The organism is Persicobacter sp. CCB-QB2 (genome assembly GCF_001274635.1).
Taxonomy (GTDB): Bacteria; Bacteroidota; Bacteroidia; order Cytophagales; family Cyclobacteriaceae; genus Persicobacter; species Persicobacter diffluens.
On the sequence record NZ_LBGV01000001.1, the window covers coordinates 3,776,556 to 3,796,334 of the forward strand.

Below are 19,779 nucleotides of genomic sequence, written 5' to 3' on the forward strand. Positions count from 1 at the left end.
TACTATAAACTACGTGAATAAATGCGCAGGTGCCGACAAAAATCTAACTTATCCGCATTTTTAATAGCAAATCCGTAACTTGCAGTTATAAAAATTAAGAAATTTTGAGAGAATGTGTTTTTGTTACATATTGTGATTCAGGGTTTTGTGATTTGATTTATAGCGCTTTTATATATAGAAAATGAAAGAAATTTGTTTTGCAACGAATAACCCTAATAAAATTGCCGAAATCCAGGCAATGATGCCGGAGCATATAAAAATAATTAGCTTAAAAGACATTGGTTGTGAGGTAGAATTACCGGAAACGCAAGATACCCTGGAAGGTAATTCTTTGCAGAAGGCTCAATATGTATTCGATCATTTTCAGGTGGCTTGCTTTGCAGATGATACCGGTTTAGAAGTGCATGCACTTGGTGGTGAGCCAGGCGTTTATTCAGCGCGTTATGCAGGGCCTCAGCGGGATAGTCACGATAATATGGAGAAATTGTTGGTTGAGCTTAATGGAAAAGAGGATCGTTCCGCTCAATTCAGGACGGTGATTACGCTTTTGAATGAGGACGGTCAGCAGCAGTTTGAGGGAATCGCCAAAGGCGAAATTATTCAGGAACTAAGTGGAGAACAAGGCTTTGGCTATGATCCCATATTTAAACCTGAAAATCATCAGGTGACTTTCGCTGAAATGGACAAGCATCAGAAAAATAAAATTAGCCATCGAGGGCGCGCAGTTCAGAAATTGATTGAGTACATCAAAGAACATTATTAATTTTCGTTGATTGATTTATTATGCCCACAATAAGGTCTTATTTTTGCAGGAGAGCCTGTGGCGTAATTTTCGGATGAAGTCCTTATGGATAAAAATACAATAAAACCCTTTGTGGTGGGGATTACAGGAGGTAGCGCCTCCGGCAAAACCACATTTTTAAAATCTCTTTTGGATAAATTTACTCCGGAAGAAGTGTGTTTACTTTCTCAGGATAATTATTATCGAGATCGGGAGGTGCAGCCGGTGGATGAGAATGGGGTAATTAATTTTGATTTGCCCAAGTCCATTGATACCCCTGCTTTTGCAGCAGATATTCTTGCTTTGAAAAGTGGTAAAACGATCCAAAGAAAGGAATACACCTTTAATAATGAGGGAGGTGAGCCCAATATTTTGACTTTTCACCCTGCACCTATTATAGTGGTTGAGGGGTTATTTGTCTTTTATGAACCCCTGATTTCCGAGCATCTGGATTTGAAGGTTTTCATTGATGCAGAGGAGCATGTTAAGTTAAAGCGAAGAATTATCAGAGATAATGCCGAGCGTGGATATGATCTGGAAGAGGTGTTGTATCGTTATGAGCAGCACGTGATGCCAACTTATAAGCAATATATTGCGCCCTTTAAATCCACATCAGATTTAGTGGTGCCGAATAATGATACCTTTGATATGGGACTAGAGGTGGTGGTACAGTTTTTAAAAACCAAGGTGCAATGAAAAAACCGTTGGTGATTGGAATTACGGGAGGGAGTGCTTCAGGAAAAACCACTTTTCTGAATAATTTGATGAGTGCTTTCAGTGCTGAAGAAGTCTGCTTGATTTCTCAGGATAATTATTATTTGCCTAAGGAGGAGCAGCCGGTAGATGATGAAGGGGTTCAAAATTTTGATTTACCGGAGTCGGTCAATCTTCAGGCCTATGCTAAAGATATAGAAAAGTTAAAGGGCGGAAGTACGGTTCAACTGAAAGAGTATACTTTCAATAATCCGAACATTACTCCCCGCTTGCTGAATTTTGAATCAGCACCGATCATTATTGTGGAAGGTTTGTTCGTTTTTTATGATCAGAATTTATCTGACCTGATAGATATTCGGGTGTTTATCGATGCTCAGGAGCATATTAAATTGAAGCGGAGAATCATCAGAGATAGCGAGGAAAGGAATGAGGGGCTGGAGGAAGTGTTGTATCGATATGAAAAGCATGTTCAACCGACTTATGATAAGTATATCGCACCATTTAAAAGCTCTGCACATTTAATTATTCCAAACAATACAACCTTTGATGTGGGTTTAGAGATTCTAATCTCTCATCTGAAAAAACATGTACAAGCATGAGAAACAGTAAAATTGCGGTGATTGGTTTAGGGCAGATGGGAATGGCCCTGGCGGTACAACTATCCGAATATGGAGCAGAAGTGATTGGCATTGATCACAACCTGACGGTAGTCGAGGGGGCGAAAGATAAGATAGCCTATGTGGTCAATATGGATTCTACTGATCAGAATGCTTTGCTATCTCAAAATATTGAAGAGGTAGATACGGCTGTAGTCACCATAGGAGAGAACTTCGAAAATGTAGTTTTAACCACCGTAATTTTACAGGAGATAGGTGTAAAGCATATCATATCTCGGGCAACCAATAAACATCAGCAGTTGATCCTGGAGAAAATGGGGGTGCATGAAATATTGAATCCAGAGGCCAATGAGGGGAAATTGCTGGCACATAGATTGATACACCCTTCCATCAAAAAGTTTTTTCCCTTGCCGGATGAGTATGAAATCGTGGAGATTGATACGCCTAAACGAGTGGCCAATATGATGCTGAAGGATATGGGCTTGCGGGAGCGGTACAACTTAAATTTGATCACTATTAAATCTTGTTTTGAGACTTTGGATCCGGTAACGGGAAAGACAAAACAAGAGGAGCATATTACTGGTGTTCCCAAAGCGGATTCCGTAATTAAAGGTTCAGATAAAATCGTTATCATGGGAAAAAAAGGGGATGTCAATCGTTTTATTGAAGTGAACAGCTAATAAAGTGATGAAGGGAATATAGGAATGTGACCAGGGATTTGGACTTAATAAAGTGCTACATTTCAGTGGAATATATGGTATTTTATCGATAAAAAATTTTGTTTAGAGTATTGTTGTTGATTTTATAGATTGATTACCAACAATTAAAAAAGGGGGAGTTTTGTGCTTGCCCCTTTTTTATTTAGTTTTGCAGTCAATGAATCAGAAGACGAACATATCGATGGCGCATTTAATGGTGCTTTTGCTTTCCACATTATTGGTGGTAGCGGGGCCTGTCGTGCAGTCGTATATGTCTTCGGATTTAGCAGAAGTGCAGGAAGTGGTAGTCGGTGACTCGGAAGAGTCCGAAGGACAGCCCGTTCCGGCTGCTGATTTAGTACTGAAGCCCTTTCAGGCCATTAGCAGTTTCTCCCTTCATTTTTTTGCCATTGATGCGATTATTGCACCTCAGACAGACATGCAGTTGGTGCGTTCAGCTATTTTTCATCGCCTATCAATTTATAATGCCTCTTTCTTACTGAGGTTATTGGAGTGCCAATTGGCCCCAAATGCCCCCTAATTTCCTTCAGCATAATGTGTAACTTTAGCCAGTGGTTTTGGTGTGTTACATGCTTATATTCAATTAATTAAATACTTTTTTATTTTATAATTTCTACAACAATGCGAAACAAGGGTTTCATTGTGACGCTAACGTTGATTGTTACAGCTTTGTGCCTGTACTACCTTTCGTTCACGTTAGTTTCGTCAAACATTCAAAAGGATGCTACCGCCTATGCCACGGTTTTGGGTGAGGATGGTCAGCCTAGAATTGACTTTAACAAAAAACAAAAATACCTGGATTCTCTTTGGAATGAGCCGGTATACAACTTTTTAGGGAAGCCATTTACTTTCAAAGAAGTGAAAGAAACCGAGCTTGGTCTTGGTCTTGACCTTCAGGGTGGTATGGCGGTAACATTGGAGGTTTCTCCGGTAGAGATCGTTCGTGGAATTGCTGGTAACTCTAAAGATGAAGACTTTACAGCTGCTTTGAACGCAGCAAATGCCGCTTTCCGTCAGACTGGTGGTGATTTTGTAGGTTTGTTTGCTTCAGCATGGAAGTCTCAGACAGATCGTAAGATGAGCGAAGTATTTGCTAATGCAGCAAATAAAGGTCGTATCTCATTGGATTCTTCTAATGATGCTATTCTTAAAGTGTTGAACACTGAGGTTGAGGGTGCGATTGATCGTTCTTTCAACATTTTGAGAACTCGTGTAGACCGTTTCGGTACTTCACAGCCAAATATTCAGCGTTTGCAGGGAACTGGTCGTATTCAGGTGGAGCTTCCAGGGGTTGATAATCCAGAGCGTGTTCGTAAACTTTTACAAGGAGTTGCGAAATTGGAGTTCTTCGAAGTTTATAACATTCAGGAATATCAGCAGTCTTTGATGGCGATCAACCAGAAATTGGTTGCAGAGCAAAAGGTAAACCCATTAGCAGCCGGTGAATTGAAAACGGATGCGGATGCAGTTGTTCAGTCTTCTGATGAAGATGATTTAGCATCTTTAACAGGTGATGATGCTGCAGTTCCTACGGATTCTGCTTCTGAAGCACAAGCAGCTGCAGATAGCCTTGAGGCGGTAATGAATGCCAATGTTTCTCCTTTGCTTGCATTGAATATGAGCCCTTACGGTTTGGTATACAATGTTAAGGATACTGTAAAAATCAACCGTATTATCGAGCGTGCTGATATCAAATCATTGTTGCCAAGAGATTTGAAATTTGCCTGGGATGTAAAAGCTACGGATAACGAAGGTGTTCAAATGTTGACTTTGAATGCATTGAAAACACGTCGTGGTCAGGCTCCTTTGACTGGTGAAGTAATTACAGATGCTCGTCAGGATTTCGATCAGACTGGTCGTGCGGCAGTTTCAATGCAAATGAACTCTGTGGGTGCGAAAAAATGGAAGAAATTAACTTCTGAGAATATTGGTCGTCAGGTGGCTATCGTATTGGATGGTTATGCTTACTCTGCACCGGTGGTAAACGGTGAGATTCCTAACGGTTCTTCTTCTATTTCCGGTAACTTCTCCATTGAAGAAGCGAAAGATTTAGCGAACATTTTGAAAGCAGGTTCTTTACCAGCGCCTACTCGTATTGTGGAAGAAGCAGTAGTAGGACCTACTTTGGGTAAAGAAGCACAGAACCAAGGGATCTATTCAGTATTGTTGGGTCTTGGTTTGGTCGTGTTGTTTATGGTGGCATTCTATGCTAAAGGTGGTTTGATTGCGAACGCAGCATTGTTGTTCAACATCTTCTTCATCTTGGGTATTTTGGCTAACCTTTCTGCGGCGCTAACACTTCCAGGTATTGCGGGTATCGTATTGACGATCGGTATGTCCATTGATGCAAACGTACTGATCTTTGAGCGTATTCGTGAGGAGATGCGTTTGGGTTCTTCTATTTTGAATGCGATTAATCGTGGATATGAAAAAGCTTTCAGCTCGATCTTTGATGCCAACGTGACCACCTTCTTGATTGGTGTAATTCTTTACGTATTGGGTCAGGGGCCAGTGAAAGGTTTCGCTATTACTTTGATGATTGGTATCGCTTCTTCTTTCTTCTCAGCGGTATTCATTACGCGTGTAATCGTATCTTGGTTGACCAAGAAAGGGGAGCAGTCCAAACTTTCTTTCGAGACTGGCCTATCGAAAGGCTTCATGCAGAACGTGAACTTCGATTTCATGGGTATCCGTAAGAAAGTTTATATCGGTTCCATTTCTTTCATTCTTTTGGGTGCGGTATTGATCGTAGCGGAAGGTGGATTGAACCTGGGCGTAGACTTTAAAGGGGGACGTTCCTATGTGGTAGATTTCGGTAAGTCAATGGTGGCTTCTGATGTGAAGACTGGTTTGAGTAAAGTGGAAGCTTTCCAAAAAGCAGGTATTGAAGTAAAAACTTATGGTGCGTCTGATGTATTAAAAGTAACCACTTCTTATTTGGTGGAAGATGATTCTGACGAGGCAGATGTTCAGGTTCGTCAGGCCATTATTTCAGGTTTAGAGCAGTCCACCGGATTGAAAAATATCAGTGATGCAAATAATGTTACTGAGGCTGATTTTGCAGTGGTTTCTTCATCAAAAGTAGGTGCGACGATTGCAGATGATATCAAATCATCTTCTTTGGAGGCAGGTTTCTTTGCCTTGATCGTATTGTTCCTATATATCTTGATTCGTTTCCGTAAAATGGGATTCTCTGCAGGTGCTATTGCCGCATTGGTGCACGATACTTGTTTCGTATTTGCTGCTTTTGCCATCGTGGCATTGTTCGGTGTGAATTACGAAATCGATCAGGTATTCGTAGCGGCGATTTTGACCATCATCGGTTATTCTATTAACGATACCGTGGTAGTATTTGACCGTATCCGTGAGGATATGGCGCTGAACCAGGGTAAGGATATGGAAACTGTATTTAATAAGGCGATTAACAATACCATGTCTCGTACATTGATGACTTCTGCTACTACTTTGATTGTAGTATTGGTGTTGTTCTTGTTCGGTGGTGAAGTATTGCGTTCCTTCTCTTTTGCGATGTTGGTAGGGGTATTGGTGGGTACCTATTCTTCTATCTTCGTAGCGACTCCAATCGTGTTGGACTTCACCTACAGTGAGGAAAAGCGTAAAGCAAAAAAAGCAGGTAAGTCTGTGACTGCCTAAAAAAATATCGTTTACAAATCACTGTAAACAAATCAATTAAAAGGTCGGCGAGTTAACGTCGGCCTTTTTTTTATGCATTAATCCGTGTTTTTTTAGTTCTATTCCGTAAATTATTAAAGAAGGATTAGATACTTTATAGTACACTTCCTGGCAGAGAAGATCGATTCCTTGTCAGGCTTCGGCGAAATCAGGGAATAAAAATGGTTCCCGTTCTAAAAAGGCAGATAGCTGCTGGCCATGCATCTTTTCACCTTTTCAACACTAACCGTATGGATAATAGCCCAGCAGCTGAATCAAAGATTTTCGTTCTTGATACCTCCGTTATCCTATTTGATCACCGTTCCTTTCTCAATTTTGGGGAACATGATGTCGCGATTCCGATTACTGTTTTGGAAGAGCTGGATAATTTTAAAAAGGGAAATGACTCCATAAATTACGAAGCACGGCAGTTTATCCGCATGTTGGATGATTTGTCAGAAGGCCATACCATCCGGGACTGGATTCCGCTTCCCGGAGAGAAAAGAGGGCGCTTGAAGGTGATCTTAAACGGAAAGGGGGAGATCGATGCAGAAGTGGTATTTGAGTCCCATAAAATGGATCATAAGATTCTGAATGCTGCATTGACCATCAAGAGTGAGGAGAAGGAAAAGACGGTAGTGATGGTGACCAAAGATGTTAATCTTCGTCTCAAAGCGAAAGCACTTTCCTTGAAAGCGGAGGATTATCGCACTGGTAAGGTGACTGATGTGGCTGACCTTGATAAGTCCACTAAAACTATTGATGGCGTAGATAAGGAGTGTATTGAGCGCCTTTATGATATTGGCTTTTCCGACGTTCCGGAGGCGATTCAGGAGCGCATGTCGTTGAATGGTTACTATATTCTAAAGAATAGTGAGCAATCCGTAATGGCTTTTTATTCTGCAGCCATGCAGCGCCTGGAGCGGGTAGAGAAATACACGGCCTACGGGGTAAAACCCAGAAATGCGGAGCAGGCCTTCGCACTGCATGCAATTTTAAATCCGGATATTAAATTGGTGACCATTGGTGGAGTGCCGGGCTCCGGAAAAACCCTTTTAGCTTTAGCAGGTGCATTAGCGCAAAGAAGAGATTTTAAACAAATTTATTTGGCGAGGCCTATTGTGCCGCTAAGTAATAAAGATGTGGGTTATTTGCCAGGCGATATCAAATCCAAGCTGAACCCTTATATGGAGCCACTATGGGATAACCTGAAGTTTATTAAACATCAGTTCAATGAACATGATAAGGAATATGTGCAGCTTAGCAAGATGGTAGAAGATGAAAAGTTATTGGTGACACCACTAGCTTATATTCGGGGGAGGAGCTTATCAAATATCATTTTTATAGTGGATGAGGCGCAAAATCTCACGCCACATGAAATAAAAACGATTATTACAAGGGCAGGCGAGAATACGAAAATTATCTTCACTGGAGATATTCATCAGATTGACACTCCTTATCTGGATACCCAGTCCAATGGTTTGTCTACTTTAATGTCGAAGATCAAAAGCCATGAACTCTTCGCGCAGATTTCTTTGGAGAAAGGGGAGCGTTCAGAGTTGGCGAACTTGGCTTCTACCATGTTATAGCGGAATGGATGTGCACAAAAAAAAGGACTACTGATCGGTAGTCCTTTTTTTATTGAGCAATATGGTCTAGTTCAAAAATGATTTGCCGGCACATTTTTTCCACTCTTTGACACAATTCTTTTTGAACAGCAGGGTCGAAATTTCCATCTTTAAACCACTCCATCGCTTCAGACATGGTCTTCTTAAGTTCATGTAACTCTAGCAATTCAAAAGAGGAATAGAGTTTATGGTTTAAAAATCGAAAGGCCTCATAATCTTTGTTCGCCAGGAAGTTTCCGAAACTCATTTGAAAATCAATAAAGGATTTTCTGTATAAGTGGGTAAGTTCTTTTTTGAGGGAAAGATCCTCCTCGCAGAACTGATCTAGCTTAAGGTGTATATTGAAATGATTCGGTTGAATGGGGGCGGTAATGGTGGAGTGGGGTTGAATCATTCTTACTGTGTTTTTTTTCAATCATAACGTCTTGCCTTCCTTAAGGTTAATGACATTGCCAAGAGTGAAAATTACACATGTTAGATTTGTGGGCTTTTTCAATCAAACAGCTTCTTTCGTGAATGGAAATAGGGTTGACTTCTTAGAAAAAGATAGCTGGATTGCTTAATAATTTAATTTGAGGGGTGTTTTGAAAAATTTCCTTAAGTAAGTTGCAGGCATAAAAAAAGCCCTGATAAATCTACCAGGGCTTTGCAGAGAGTGAGGGATTCGAACCCCCGGTACCTCGCAGTACAACGGTTTTCAAGACCGCCTCATTCGACCACTCTGACAACTCTCTAAAGTTTTGGATCCGGAAGACTGGCAGAGAGTGAGGGATTCGAACCCCCGGTACCTCGCGGTACAACGGTTTTCAAGACCGCCTCATTCGACCACTCTGACAACTCTCTGGATAATCAACTATCCGGATCACAATAAATTTTTAAAAGAAAATAAGCAGAGAGTGAGGGATTCGAACCCCCGGTACCTCGCGGTACAACAGTTTTCAAGACTGCCTCATTCGACCACTCTGACAACTCTCTGTATTTCTTTAATGCCGCGGACCTTTTGTCCTGGCAGAGGGTGAGGGATTCGAACCCCCGGTACCTCGCGGTACAACAGTTTTCAAGACTGCCTCATTCGACCACTCTGACAACCCTCTGTGATTGCTTAACGGATTGCAAAGGTAGGTAAAAAATCTTTAGCTGCAAGCCCTCATGGGTAAAAAATCAAACTTTTTTCCAATTGGGCATATAAACCGTTGGAATTCAATCAGGAATCTTCCGAGATATTTTCTTCCGTAAAAAAGGGTTGAAGGACCTCTACAATTTCCTTCGGCGCAATGGTAGGTTTGCCGGTTTTCATATCTACAAAGACCAGGGTGGTTTTGCCATGATTGATTAAGGTACCGGCTTCATTAATGACTTCGTAAAAGAAAGTAATTCGCATGCCATCCGGTAAAGTTTTTATCATGGTTTTGACCGTAAGCAGATCATCATAGTGGGCAGGTCGGATAAATTTGTTGTGAAGCTCCAGGACCGGAAGCATGACGCCTTGTTTTTCCATTTCGCGGTAATTCAGCCCCAGGCTTCTAAGAGCCTCCGTCCGGCATACCTCGTAGTAGGTCGCATAATTCCCGTAGTACATATAGCCCATTTGGTCCGTATCGGCATAGCGAACCCTGATTTGTGTTTCGTAAGTAAACATATATTCGAGTTTTAGCGCAAAGCTACATTATTCCAGTAAGCATCGCAATCTAGATTTTTATGAGGTATTCATTTGAGTATTAATAGTAATAAAGTAATACGGCTAAGGGCTTGTTAAAAAAAATATACAAAGTGATTCCATCTGTTGAAAAATACCATTACTTTTGTCCCGCAAATAAACTACCTAAAGTTATTTGCCATGTCTCTCGATCAAGAAAAATTTACTTACGAAGCATTAACTTATGATGACGTTTTGTTACGTCCAGCCTACTCAGAAGTTTTGCCTCGTGACACAAACACCACTTCCTTAATCACCCGAAACATAAAATTGAACATTCCATTGGTTTCTGCAGCTATGGATACCGTTTCGGAAGCGGATTTGGCCATTGCAATGGCTTTGGAAGGTGGAATCGCTATTATCCACAAAAACATGCCGATTAAAGAACAGGCGAAGCAAGTGCGTCGTGTGAAGCGTTCTCAGTCGGGTATGATCCTGGATCCAATCACTTTGAATATTGACTCTACAGCAGGTGACGCCATCCGTTTGATGCGTGAGTTCAAAGTTGGCGGTATTCCTGTGGTAGATTCGCAAAACCATTTGGTGGGAATTGTAACCAACCGTGATTTACGTTTTCATAAAAATATGAAATCTCCTGTAGTAGAGGTGATGACTAAGGAAAACTTAGTGACAGCTTCAGCAGGGGTTACACTAACGGAAGCGGAAGAAATTTTACAACAACGTAAAATTGAAAAATTACCCATCGTAGATGATACCAATGTGTTGAAGGGCTTGATCACCTACAAGGATATTTTGAAAAATAAGGACCGTCCAAATGCTTGTAAAGATGAGTTCGGTCGTTTGCGTGTAGGTGCAGCGGTTGGTGTGACTGGTGATTTAATGGAGCGCGTAGAAGCTTTGGTGGGTGCCGGAGTAGATTTGATTTCCATTGATACCGCACACGGGCATTCCAAAGGGGTGATTGAAGCTTTGAAGAAAGTAAAAGAAGTTTATTCCGATTTGGATGTTATCGTGGGTAATATTGCCACTAGTGAAGCCGCTACTGCTTTGATTGAAGCGGGAGCAGATGCACTAAAGGTAGGTGTTGGCCCTGGTTCTATTTGTACTACTCGTGTGATTGCTGGTGTGGGTGTGCCTCAGTTGTCTGCTGTTTATGAGTGTGCGAAAGCAGCCAAAGGTTCAGGGGTTCCGGTAATTGCAGATGGTGGTATTCGTTTTTCAGGTGATTTGGTGAAAGCCATCGTTGGTGGAGCAGATACCGTAATGATCGGTTCTCTGTTAGCAGGAACCGAAGAGGCTCCGGGTGAAATGATTATTTACGAAGGACGTAAATTTAAGTCTTACCGCGGTATGGGCTCATTGGAGGCCATGGAGCACGGTTCTAAAGACCGTTACTTCCAGGATGCGGAGGATGATATCAAGAAATTGGTGCCAGAGGGTATTTCAGGTCGTGTGCCTTATAAAGGTCGTGTTGCAGAGGTATTGTATCAGATGGTCGGTGGATTAAAGGCCGGTATGGGATACTGCGGTGCAGCAAGTGTAGAGGATTTGAAAAAGGCGAAATTTGTAAAAATTACTTCCGCTGGTGTGCATGAGTCTCATCCTCATGATGTTACGATTACTAGAGAGGCGCCTAACTATTCTAGATAATAAAAAGAAACTCAGATTATAATAAAAGCTGCCTGAAATCAGGTAGCTTTTTTTTTATATATAGGACATAATGAATTATTATTGGTATCTTCACTTCATGTGATCTTTAGAGCGTATTCTATTTTTATGCCTTCGGATAAATATATAGTAAGATTTAGTTTTTTTGTAGCAACGCTGGCATGGCTGGCGATGTCAGTATCTGATGTGCTTATCGGACATGGCAATGAGCTTCAATATTCCAGAGGGTTGGATCACCAGCTTCCGGAAGTGTTTTTTGTGCTCTTTTGTTTTTTTTCCTACGTATTTTTTCGATATCAAACTTCTTCCAGGGAACGAATACAAATTCAGGAACTGCTTTGGAGGATGTTTGTCACGGGGCTTGCCGCAACGATTATCGCTTTGGTCCTGTTCTTTTTTCTGGAAACGGAGCTCGGACTTAAACTAAACGGCAATGCTATTTTCAAAACATTCATCAATCATGTCATGATTGGGCTTTCCGTTTTGTTTTTAATATCCGCTTTTTCTGTATCAAAAAGGCTGGTGCTTTATCAGAAATCGAGAACACTGCTTTTCATTTGGCGATTATTCGAATACAGTTTATTCGTGGGGATGATTATCAGTATTTTTTCTCCCTTCCGGATGTCGGGCTTCCAGTTGATTTTTGCAGCTTATTTAATGGTGCTGGCGATTCTCTTGTCGGTGAATATGAAATGGGTGGCTTATCTGGATTCCGGTCAAAAGTGGAAAAGTATTTTGTTAATTTTATTAACGCTGGCTTATCTTTTTTACTTCATCCGGGCCAATTATTTTAATCATGTTTCCAGTACATTAAGTCTGGACTTAGCGGAATTTCCGCCCGTTTTGGCGGCGGCATTTTTCGTTTCTCTCTATTTAGTCTTTTCCCTTTTAGTAACATTATTCAATCTTCCGACTTCTTCTGTTTTTGAGCAAAAATTAAAAGAAGCCATTAATTTTAGTCGCCTGGCGGAAAGGATTTCAGGTTCTACTCCGGAGCAGGTGTACGAAATTCTGTTAGAATCCTCTGCTTCCACGGTAGCGGCTAATGCGGCCTGGCTGGAAATAAAAATTGAAGATGATCCGGAGCCCTATCTGTTAAAGCATGGCATTTCAGAGGAAGAAATTGAAGAGCTCAAGAATAACTTCATTGATGGACAGAAAGTGGAGTTGATTTTGAACCGGCATGTGTCCAAATCACTGATTCCTATCAAAAATACCATTAAGCTCAATCATTATGATTACCGCTCCTTAATGGTCTGTCCGATTATCATCAAAGACCGGGTAGTGGCCAGCCTGTTCCTTTTGAAAGACGTAACCGATGGTTTCAATAAGGAGATGGAGGATATTGTGGTGACCTTTATTAATCAGGCAACAGTTTCTTTGGAGAATTTCCGTCTGATGTCTGATGCCCTGGATAATGAGCGTTACCGCGAGGAGATTAAAATTGCCAGAAGGGTTCAGCGTAGTTTGTTGCCCCAATATGAGCTGGGTAAGGAATATTTCGACTTGGCCTCTTTCTCAAAGGCGGCCGACCAGGTGGGGGGAGATTATTACGATTTTCATCAGGTGGATGAGCATCGCTTCGCTTTGATTGTGGCCGATGTCTCCGGAAAAGGAACTTCTGCGGCCTTTTATATGGCACAGATGAAGGGGATTTTTCATTCATTGGTCAACATTGGAGTGACCCCGGTAGATTTCTTCGATTTGGCCAATGATGCCTTAAGTAGATGTCTGGATAAATCTACTTTCATCACAGCTTCCTACTTTTTAATAGATACCAAAAGAAGAAAAGTAGAATATTCCCGAGCAGGACACTGTCCTACTTTGCTTTACCAAACCAAGGATAAGAAAATCGAATTTTTAGAGGATCAAGGGATAGGTTTGGGCATTATTCGCGATAAAAATCTTTTTAAAAATTATATTTCTAACTCCACCTTCAGTTATGAAGAAGGAGATGTTATGTTTCTCTATACCGATGGGATTGTAGAGGCTCACAATATGGCCAAACAGGAATTTGGCTATGACCGCCTGAAGATGTTGGTGCAATCTTATGCCCAATTTGATGTGATGAAAATTCAGGAAGTGGTGATTGAAGGTTTATACGCATTTTGCGATGATCATCCACCAAATGATGATTTCACCACCATGGTAGTCAAGTTTAAATAAAAATAACTAACAGTACTTTTTTCCGTATATCTGATTATGGTAGAAATCCGTAAGTCACTCGAAGACGAAAAATATATTATTGAAGTCATTGGGGAAGTTGATGCCAGTTCTTCCATCCACTTGGATACTGCAATTGAAGAAGCATTTTCCGAAGGGCGAGAGAAGATTATGGTGGATTTAACGAGGTTAACCTATATAAGCTCTGCCGGTTTGGGTGTTTTTATGTCCTACCTGCAGGAAATTAAAACCAAAAACATTGGTTTCGTGCTTTTTGGTCCGGACCCGAAGGTGAAAGGGACTTTCTCTATTTTAGGGCTGGATCAGTTAGTAACTATTGTGGATAATCAGGATCAGGCAAAAGCATTTTTGGATGGAATTTCGGCATAAAGTAAGTTGTAGTACAAGCAGGCTCGAAGAGGTCCGTAGGTTTGTGCTGCAAACACTTAACTCACTTCAGATACCCGAGGAAACAGCGCATTTTTTGATGCTGGCCGTCGATGAGGTGTGTGCTAATGTAATGATACATTCACACGGCTGTCAGGAAAATGATTTCATCGTGTTATCAATTTCTAAAAAAGGAGATGCGGTGGTATTTGAAATTGAGGATTTTAATGCTGAAGGCTTTGATATTGCCGGCTATGATGCCCCCTCGGTAAAACAGATTATCAATACCGGAAGAAAAGGAGGGTTGGGGTTAAAGCTGGTCAAGGAAATTATGGATGGAGTGGAATATGAATCCCTCCCCAGTAGAAATATTTACAGATTGTTTAAATCAGTCTGAAAAGGGGCCATGAGCCCCTTTTTTTATATAAAAATTGTTAAATATTGGCTTTGCAGTCCTTTAGATTTGCATGCCGGATAGGCTTTTTTTACCTTCAAAGGTTTATTTTTTGATTATGAAAAGCCTAAGATTAACATTATTCACCTCCGTCATTTTATCTGCATGCCAAACCTTTCAGGGAGGCAAAACCAGCCCGGAACAAGGGGACATGCTGGTAGTGGGAGAGAAGCGGGTGAGCACCCCGGCATTCGTTTATGCTTTTGAAAAAAGTAATAGAATAACGGAGCAGGATCCGGATAAGCAACAAGTAAATGAGTATCTGGACTCCTATATCGATTTTCAAAGAAAAGTACTGGCTGGTCAGGCGGAGGGGATTGACACCACCAAAGCCTTTCAGAAAGAATACCAACAGTATTTAGACCAATTGGCCAAGCCCTATTTGATGGCCAGCAGGCTGGAAGATACCTTGCTGACGGATGCTTACCAGAGAATGCAACAGGAGGTCAGAGCGTCTCATATCCTGTTGCGAATTGATCCTTCAAAGGCCAGCCCTGCTGATACTTTAAAAGTGTATAACCGCTTGTTGGCAATTAAAAAGGAATTTGATGAAGGGAAGTCCTTTGAGTATTTAGCCAGAAACAATTCCGAGGACCCCTCTGCAAAAGTAAATGCGGGCGATTTGGGTTACTTTTCGGCATTTCAAATGGTTTACCCTTTTGAATTGGCGGCCTTCAATACGCCGGTAGGGGAGGTGAGTGATCCGGTGAAAAGTCAGTTCGGTTATCACCTAATTTATGTGCGCGATAAACGTGCGGCACAGGGTAAGGTAAAAGCGGCGCATTTGATGTTACGCGTTGAAAGAGGTGACAGCACTGGTGCCGAAGCGGCATTTCAGAAAATCAACAGCTTAAAGAAAATGCTGGACAATGGAGAAGATTGGGCACCATTAGTGAAAGAATTTTCTGAAGATCCGGGCTCAAAAGGTTCAGATGGAGAACTTCCCTGGTTTGGTCGAGGACGCATGGTTCCTGAATTTGAGCAGGCTGCTTTTGAATTGAAAGAAGAGGGAGAGATTTCTGATCCGGTCCGAACTGCTTACGGGTGGCATCTGATAAAGTTAATCGACCGAAAGGGCGTGGCCCCTTTTGAGGAAGTGAAGCCGGAGATTGAACGTAAAATGCGTCGGGTGTTAGCGGACGGGGAAAGAAAGGAGCTGTTGATTAAAAAACTTACTGCAAAGTATAATGTAGAACCCACAGGGGCATTGGATTCCCTGAATCAACTGAAAGATTTTAACCGGGCATTTGTTACAATTAATGAGCAAGCAGTGTATTCCAGCATTTTATCCGCTAAGCTTCAAAAGGCTTCGAATAAAGAAGGGGTTTACAAAAACTGGTTGTCGGATACGCTAAAAGTGATTGAAAAAGCACAATTGGGAGAAGAATTTCCGGAGTATAAGTTTTTGGCGCAGGAGTATCATGATGGCATGGTGCTGTTTGAAGTGATGGAGGATAAAGTCTGGGGGAAGGCCTCCAAAGATTCCTTAGGATTACAGGGCTATTATGTCGCGCATAAAGCTGACTATAAGACCTCCGAAAAATATCAATTAGTAGCCCTGGGAGCACGCGATACGGCAAAGCTTGCCTTGGCCAAAGCGGACTTTTTGCAGGGGAAAACAGGAAATGCGCTCGAAAAATCTTTTAACGAAGGCGCTGAACTGAATTTGCAGGTAAAAGAAGGCGCCTATTCAAAAACAGATTTTGCTGCCCTTTCTTCTGTAAAAAAATTGGGTGTGGGAGAATATGAACTAGAAGGTGATGGTTGGTATTGGTGGGTCAAAGTAACGGAAGTAATACCGGCCAAGGAGCAGCCATTGGATAGTTGTCGATTAAAAGTGTTGAATGATTATCAGGAAGCTTTGGAAAAAGCGTGGTTGAAATCCTTGAAAAAAGAGTATCCTGCAAAAGTAAATAAAGGTGAATTACAAAAAGTATATCAAGAAGTCCTTTAAGTTTTTATTGCTATTCATGATAGTGGGTGGATCATCCTGCCAATATTTCAGCCCTAAAGAAGGCGAGTTAGGTACGGAGGTGGACCCGCTATTGGCTCGTGTAGGAGAGCAGGCGCTCTATTTAAGTGAGCTCTCGGAATTTACCGGAGATAAGGACTATGGAAAAGACAGCGCTGCTCACTATCAGCGTTTGGTGCATAGTTGGGTGAAGCAGCAGTTATTAATTTCCAAGGCAAAAGAGGAAGGGATCGATTTGGCAGAAATCAACCAGCGGGTAGATGCCTATTTGAATTCATTATTGGTTTATGAATTTAAAAAGCGCTACATCAGCCGGAATATGGAAGCTTCAGTGAAGGATGAAGAGATTCTCACTTATTATGAGACGAATAAGAAAAATTTTGAGCTGAAGCAGAATATTGTGAAGGGATTTTTTGTCCAGCTTCCGGCAAATTCACCTCGGTTGAAAGATTTCAGGAAATGGTTCCGGTCTTCGAAGGAAAATGATTTGGATAAAATGAAGGCCTATTGCTTTCAATATGCTCAAAATTATCATATTGATGAGACCATTTGGATGCCCTTTGACGGGATAGTGAAAAATACCCCTTTTGGATCATTAGAAAGTAAGGGCAATTTCCTTAAAAAGAATAACTTTGCAGAACGGACCGAAAACGAGATGATTTACTTCCTAAAAATTAAGGAATATAAACTGATCGGGTCCACTCCACCTTTGGATTTTATTAAAGATCAGGTCACCGATATTGTCCTGAACAAAAGGAAGGTGGAGATGCTGAAGAATTTAGAAAAAGATATTTATAACAGAGCGGAGAGAAATCATGAAATTGAGATCATTGCCCAGCCTAATCGCTAATTTATTTGTACTGCTTTTGGTGGTCACGAGCTTAGAAGCGTTGGCGCAAGGTGGGCCAAAACCAGTGGTGGCAGATAAGATTGTGGCCAAGGTGGATAATTATATTGTGCTGAAGTCTGAATTGGAGCGTGCTTATCTGGAGTTTCTTTCTCAGGGGAAAATGGATGCCGACATGGACAAATGCAAAATGTTGGAGTCCCTGATTGTAGATAAACTGATGGTGGCCAAAGCGGAAATTGATTCCGTGGAGGTATCCGAAGATATGGTCAATGGTGAGCTGGATCGACGCATGGCCTACTTTGCACAGCAAGTGGGGGGCGAAGATAAAATTCAGGAATATTACGATAAGTCGGTGGAGGAATTCAAAGAAGAAATTTTCGATCGCGTAAAGGAGGATATTACCAAGCAAACCATGCATCAGGAAATTACTTCCGGTGTGAGTGTAACCCCGAATGAAGTAAAGAAATTCTTCAAAAAAATTCCAAAGGACAGCTTGCCTTACTATTCCACAGAGGTGCAATTAGGGCAAATTGTGAAGGAGCCGGAACCAAGTGAGCAGGAAGATGAAATTGCTCGTCAGACACTTTTGGATATTAAGCAGAAGGTATTGGCCGGTGGTGATTTTGAGGAATTTGCCAAGCAGTATTCTCAGGATCCGGGTTCAGGCGCATTTGGTGGTAATTTGGGCTGGATGTCCCGTGGACAATTGGTGCCGGAATTTGAGGAGTCTGCCATGACCATGAAAGTAAACGAGATTTCTGATCCGGTGAAGTCAGATTTTGGTTATCACCTGATTCAGTTGTTGGATCGTCGTGGTAATGAATTTAACTCACGTCATATTTTGATAAAACCAAAAATTGGAAGTTCAGACCTGGACATTGCCAGAGATTATCTGGACAGCCTTAGAACTTTGATTTTAGCCGATTCCATTGAATTTGAAAGAACGGCCAAGGACCATTCCGATGATCAAATGACGGCTAATGCCGGTGGGTATTTTACCGATGCTACCGGAGGTAATGTGGTTTCCGTAGAGACTTTGGATCCTACCATTTTCTTTACGATTGATACCATGAAAGTGGGCAATATCAGTAAACCGGTCGAATTCCGTCAGCAAGATGGAACCAATGCCGTGAGAATTCTTTATTATAAGAAGAAAGTATCTCCACACGTTGCCAACCTGGTGGATGATTATCTGAAAATTCAACAAGCCGCTCTGAATCAAAAGCAAGGAGAGAAAGTCAGCAAATGGTTTTCCACTGCTAAAGATGATGTTTTCATCTCCGTAGATGAAGAGTACAGAGATTGCGGTATTTTGGATGATTAATTCATAAATGAGTCTAAAGAGAGGCAAGAGGACCAACCTTTTGCCTTTTTTTATGCAAAAAAATTGGACGATTCGGAGAGATTTTTCCAAATTGGACGGACGCTATACTTTTCTTCTACGTTTGTAAAAAAAAGTATAAGGAAAGCTATCTAATTTAAGCCCTTCTAACCCTATGAGTATATTTGATTCGGACGTAACTGCGGCAGATCAACTGGCCGAAGATTTTGGTAAATTAAAAGCAGAAATTGGCAAGGTGGTCCTTGGTCAGGATAAAGTGGTGGAACAGGTTTTGACCTCTTTATTTTGTAAAAGCCATAGTTTGTTGGTCGGGGTTCCCGGATTGGCCAAAACGCTTTTAATCAAAACCATTTCCGAAGTTTTGGACCTCTCCTTCAACCGAATTCAGTTTACCCCGGATTTAATGCCTTCGGATATCCTGGGGGCTGAAACGCTGGATAAAGAAAGAAATTTCAAGTTTATCAAAGGCCCTATTTTTTCGAATATTGTGCTGGCCGATGAGATTAACCGTACCCCACCCAAAACCCAGGCGGCACTATTGGAATCCATGCAGGAATATTCGGTAACGATCGCTGGAAAGCATTTTAAGCTGGATCAGCCTTTTTTCGTTTTGGCTACCCAAAACCCCATCGAGCAGGAAGGAACTTACCCTTTGCCTGAGGCGCAGTTAGACCGATTCATGTTCAATATTTATTTAGATTATCCTACCTACGAACAGGAAGTGAGTATTGTAAAAGCCACTACCGCAGGAGAAACCCCTCAGGTGAATCAAATCATGGGTAAGGAAAAAATATTAGCTTATCAGGATTTAGTTCGCCGGGTGCCAATTGCTGATAATGTGGTAGAATATGCGGTGAAGTTGGTGAATAAAACACGACCGAGCAGCCCTATGGCGCCGGACTTCGCTCGGAAATATTTAGAATGGGGGGCAGGCCCAAGAGCTTCTCAATGGCTGGTAATTGCCGCAAAATGCCATGCCCTATTGCATGGAAAATATTCTCCGGACATTGAGGATGTACAAGCAGTAGCGGAGCCGATCCTGAGGCACCGTGTTTTCCGGAACTTTAAGGCAGAAGCCGAAGGCCTGACCATCGAAAAACTGATTCAGGATTTATTATAGTGATAAGCATAAATGGAAAAAGCCATCTTCATACT

The 19,779-nt window shown here is 41.6% G+C and carries 17 protein-coding genes and 4 tRNA genes; 15 read left to right on the top strand and 6 right to left on the bottom strand.

What is annotated here, in order from left to right; translation table 11 throughout:
- Nucleotides 1–181 precede the first annotated feature (181 nt).
- From NG22_RS16830 to NG22_RS16860, 7 genes are all read left to right on the top strand, one after another.
- On the top strand, nt 182–763 hold the full coding sequence (locus tag NG22_RS16830; protein WP_053406774.1) for a non-canonical purine NTP diphosphatase: 582 nt from the start codon (nt 182–184) through the stop codon (nt 761–763).
- A gap of 84 nt (nt 764–847) precedes the next feature.
- Nucleotides 848–1,477 carry a uridine kinase gene (locus NG22_RS16835; protein WP_053406775.1) on the top strand — a complete coding sequence of 210 codons (630 nt, stop codon included), beginning with the start codon at nt 848–850 and terminating at the stop codon, nt 1,475–1,477.
- The gene (gene udk / locus NG22_RS16840) at nt 1,474–2,094 is read left to right on the top strand and encodes a uridine kinase (protein ID WP_053406776.1); all 621 of its coding nucleotides are present in this window, start codon (nt 1,474–1,476) and stop codon (nt 2,092–2,094) included. The genes NG22_RS16835 and udk overlap by 4 nt, the downstream gene beginning before the upstream one ends.
- Nucleotides 2,091–2,792 (top strand): TrkA family potassium uptake protein, encoded by a 702-nt coding sequence (locus NG22_RS16845; RefSeq protein ID WP_053406777.1) that lies wholly within the window; start codon nt 2,091–2,093, stop codon nt 2,790–2,792. The genes udk and NG22_RS16845 overlap by 4 nt, the downstream gene beginning before the upstream one ends.
- A gap of 196 nt (nt 2,793–2,988) precedes the next feature.
- The gene (locus NG22_RS16850; RefSeq protein WP_053406778.1) at nt 2,989–3,351 is read left to right on the top strand and encodes a hypothetical protein; all 363 of its coding nucleotides are present in this window, start codon (nt 2,989–2,991) and stop codon (nt 3,349–3,351) included.
- Nucleotides 3,352–3,452: 101 nt separating this feature from the next.
- Nucleotides 3,453–6,485, top strand: a complete 3,033-nt coding sequence (gene secDF / locus NG22_RS16855; protein WP_053406779.1) for a protein translocase subunit SecDF — start codon at nt 3,453–3,455, stop codon at nt 6,483–6,485.
- 269 nt (nt 6,486–6,754) lie between these two features.
- Entirely contained in the window at nt 6,755–8,092 is a 1,338-nt protein-coding gene (locus tag NG22_RS16860) for a PhoH family protein (RefSeq protein WP_053406780.1), read from the top strand.
- A 49-nt stretch (nt 8,093–8,141) separates the two neighbouring features.
- Here NG22_RS16860 and NG22_RS16865 read toward each other — a convergent pair whose 3' ends face one another.
- The 6 genes from NG22_RS16865 to NG22_RS16885 form a co-directional block, all read right to left on the bottom strand.
- Entirely contained in the window at nt 8,142–8,525 is a 384-nt protein-coding gene (locus NG22_RS16865; RefSeq protein ID WP_053406781.1) for a hypothetical protein, read from the bottom strand.
- A 255-nt stretch (nt 8,526–8,780) separates the two neighbouring features.
- Nucleotides 8,781–8,865: transfer RNA gene (locus tag NG22_RS16870), tRNA-Ser, on the bottom strand.
- A 21-nt stretch (nt 8,866–8,886) separates the two neighbouring features.
- A tRNA-Ser gene (locus NG22_RS16875) sits at nt 8,887–8,974 on the bottom strand.
- Between the two features lie 47 nt (nt 8,975–9,021).
- Nucleotides 9,022–9,106: transfer RNA gene (locus tag NG22_RS17885), tRNA-Ser, on the bottom strand.
- Between the two features lie 31 nt (nt 9,107–9,137).
- Nucleotides 9,138–9,225, bottom strand: a tRNA-Ser gene (locus NG22_RS16880).
- A gap of 110 nt (nt 9,226–9,335) precedes the next feature.
- Complete coding sequence (locus NG22_RS16885) at nt 9,336–9,770, bottom strand: thioesterase family protein (protein ID WP_053406782.1); 435 nt, start codon at nt 9,768–9,770, stop codon at nt 9,336–9,338.
- 198 nt (nt 9,771–9,968) lie between these two features.
- Between NG22_RS16885 and guaB the strand changes: the two genes are divergently transcribed.
- The 8 genes from guaB to NG22_RS16925 all read left to right on the top strand — a co-directional run bounded on the left by guaB (nt 9,969) and on the right by NG22_RS16925 (nt 19,744).
- Nucleotides 9,969–11,438: an IMP dehydrogenase gene (gene guaB, locus NG22_RS16890; protein ID WP_053406783.1), complete on the top strand. Its 1,470-nt coding sequence runs from the start codon at nt 9,969–9,971 to the stop codon at nt 11,436–11,438.
- A 126-nt stretch (nt 11,439–11,564) separates the two neighbouring features.
- Nucleotides 11,565–13,622 carry a GAF domain-containing SpoIIE family protein phosphatase gene (locus NG22_RS16895; RefSeq protein ID WP_053406784.1) on the top strand — a complete coding sequence of 686 codons (2,058 nt, stop codon included), beginning with the start codon at nt 11,565–11,567 and terminating at the stop codon, nt 13,620–13,622.
- Nucleotides 13,623–13,658: 36 nt separating this feature from the next.
- Complete coding sequence (locus NG22_RS16900; RefSeq protein WP_053406785.1) at nt 13,659–14,009, top strand: STAS domain-containing protein; 351 nt, start codon at nt 13,659–13,661, stop codon at nt 14,007–14,009.
- Complete coding sequence (locus NG22_RS16905) at nt 13,993–14,403, top strand: ATP-binding protein (RefSeq protein WP_072159142.1); 411 nt, start codon at nt 13,993–13,995, stop codon at nt 14,401–14,403. The genes NG22_RS16900 and NG22_RS16905 overlap by 17 nt, the downstream gene beginning before the upstream one ends.
- A 115-nt stretch (nt 14,404–14,518) precedes the next feature.
- A complete protein-coding gene (locus NG22_RS16910; RefSeq protein WP_172674393.1) occupies nt 14,519–16,414 on the top strand; it encodes a peptidylprolyl isomerase in 1,896 nt (631 codons plus the stop codon).
- Nucleotides 16,380–17,282, top strand: a complete 903-nt coding sequence (locus tag NG22_RS16915; RefSeq protein ID WP_157601180.1) for a hypothetical protein — start codon at nt 16,380–16,382, stop codon at nt 17,280–17,282. Before NG22_RS16910 ends, NG22_RS16915 begins: the two co-directional genes overlap by 35 nt.
- Nucleotides 17,248–18,606, top strand: a complete 1,359-nt coding sequence (locus NG22_RS16920; protein ID WP_053406789.1) for a peptidylprolyl isomerase — start codon at nt 17,248–17,250, stop codon at nt 18,604–18,606. Before NG22_RS16915 ends, NG22_RS16920 begins: the two co-directional genes overlap by 35 nt.
- Before the next feature lie 172 nt (nt 18,607–18,778).
- Nucleotides 18,779–19,744 (top strand): MoxR family ATPase, encoded by a 966-nt coding sequence (locus NG22_RS16925; protein WP_053406790.1) that lies wholly within the window; start codon nt 18,779–18,781, stop codon nt 19,742–19,744.
- Nucleotides 19,745–19,779 lie beyond the last annotated feature (35 nt).

Excerpts from the sequence above, each read along its gene's own strand:
- NG22_RS16830 (WP_053406774.1), top strand. The coding sequence starts at position 182 with ATGAAAGAAATTTGTTTTGCAACGAATAACCCTAATAAAATTGCCGAA.
- NG22_RS16835 (WP_053406775.1), top strand. The coding sequence starts at position 848 with ATGGATAAAAATACAATAAAACCCTTTGTGGTGGGGATTACAGGAGGT.
- udk (WP_053406776.1), top strand. The coding sequence starts at position 1,474 with ATGAAAAAACCGTTGGTGATTGGAATTACGGGAGGGAGTGCTTCAGGA.
- NG22_RS16845 (WP_053406777.1), top strand. The coding sequence starts at position 2,091 with ATGAGAAACAGTAAAATTGCGGTGATTGGTTTAGGGCAGATGGGAATG.
- NG22_RS16850 (WP_053406778.1), top strand. The coding sequence starts at position 2,989 with ATGAATCAGAAGACGAACATATCGATGGCGCATTTAATGGTGCTTTTG.
- secDF (WP_053406779.1), top strand. The coding sequence starts at position 3,453 with ATGCGAAACAAGGGTTTCATTGTGACGCTAACGTTGATTGTTACAGCT.
- NG22_RS16860 (WP_053406780.1), top strand. The coding sequence starts at position 6,755 with ATGGATAATAGCCCAGCAGCTGAATCAAAGATTTTCGTTCTTGATACC.
- NG22_RS16865 (WP_053406781.1), bottom strand. The coding sequence starts at position 8,525 with ATGATTCAACCCCACTCCACCATTACCGCCCCCATTCAACCGAATCAT.
- NG22_RS16885 (WP_053406782.1), bottom strand. The coding sequence starts at position 9,770 with ATGTTTACTTACGAAACACAAATCAGGGTTCGCTATGCCGATACGGAC.
- guaB (WP_053406783.1), top strand. The coding sequence starts at position 9,969 with ATGTCTCTCGATCAAGAAAAATTTACTTACGAAGCATTAACTTATGAT.
- NG22_RS16895 (WP_053406784.1), top strand. The coding sequence starts at position 11,565 with ATGCCTTCGGATAAATATATAGTAAGATTTAGTTTTTTTGTAGCAACG.
- NG22_RS16900 (WP_053406785.1), top strand. The coding sequence starts at position 13,659 with ATGGTAGAAATCCGTAAGTCACTCGAAGACGAAAAATATATTATTGAA.
- NG22_RS16905 (WP_072159142.1), top strand. The coding sequence starts at position 13,993 with ATGGAATTTCGGCATAAAGTAAGTTGTAGTACAAGCAGGCTCGAAGAG.
- NG22_RS16910 (WP_172674393.1), top strand. The coding sequence starts at position 14,519 with ATGAAAAGCCTAAGATTAACATTATTCACCTCCGTCATTTTATCTGCA.
- NG22_RS16920 (WP_053406789.1), top strand. The coding sequence starts at position 17,248 with ATGAAATTGAGATCATTGCCCAGCCTAATCGCTAATTTATTTGTACTG.
- NG22_RS16925 (WP_053406790.1), top strand. The coding sequence starts at position 18,779 with ATGAGTATATTTGATTCGGACGTAACTGCGGCAGATCAACTGGCCGAA.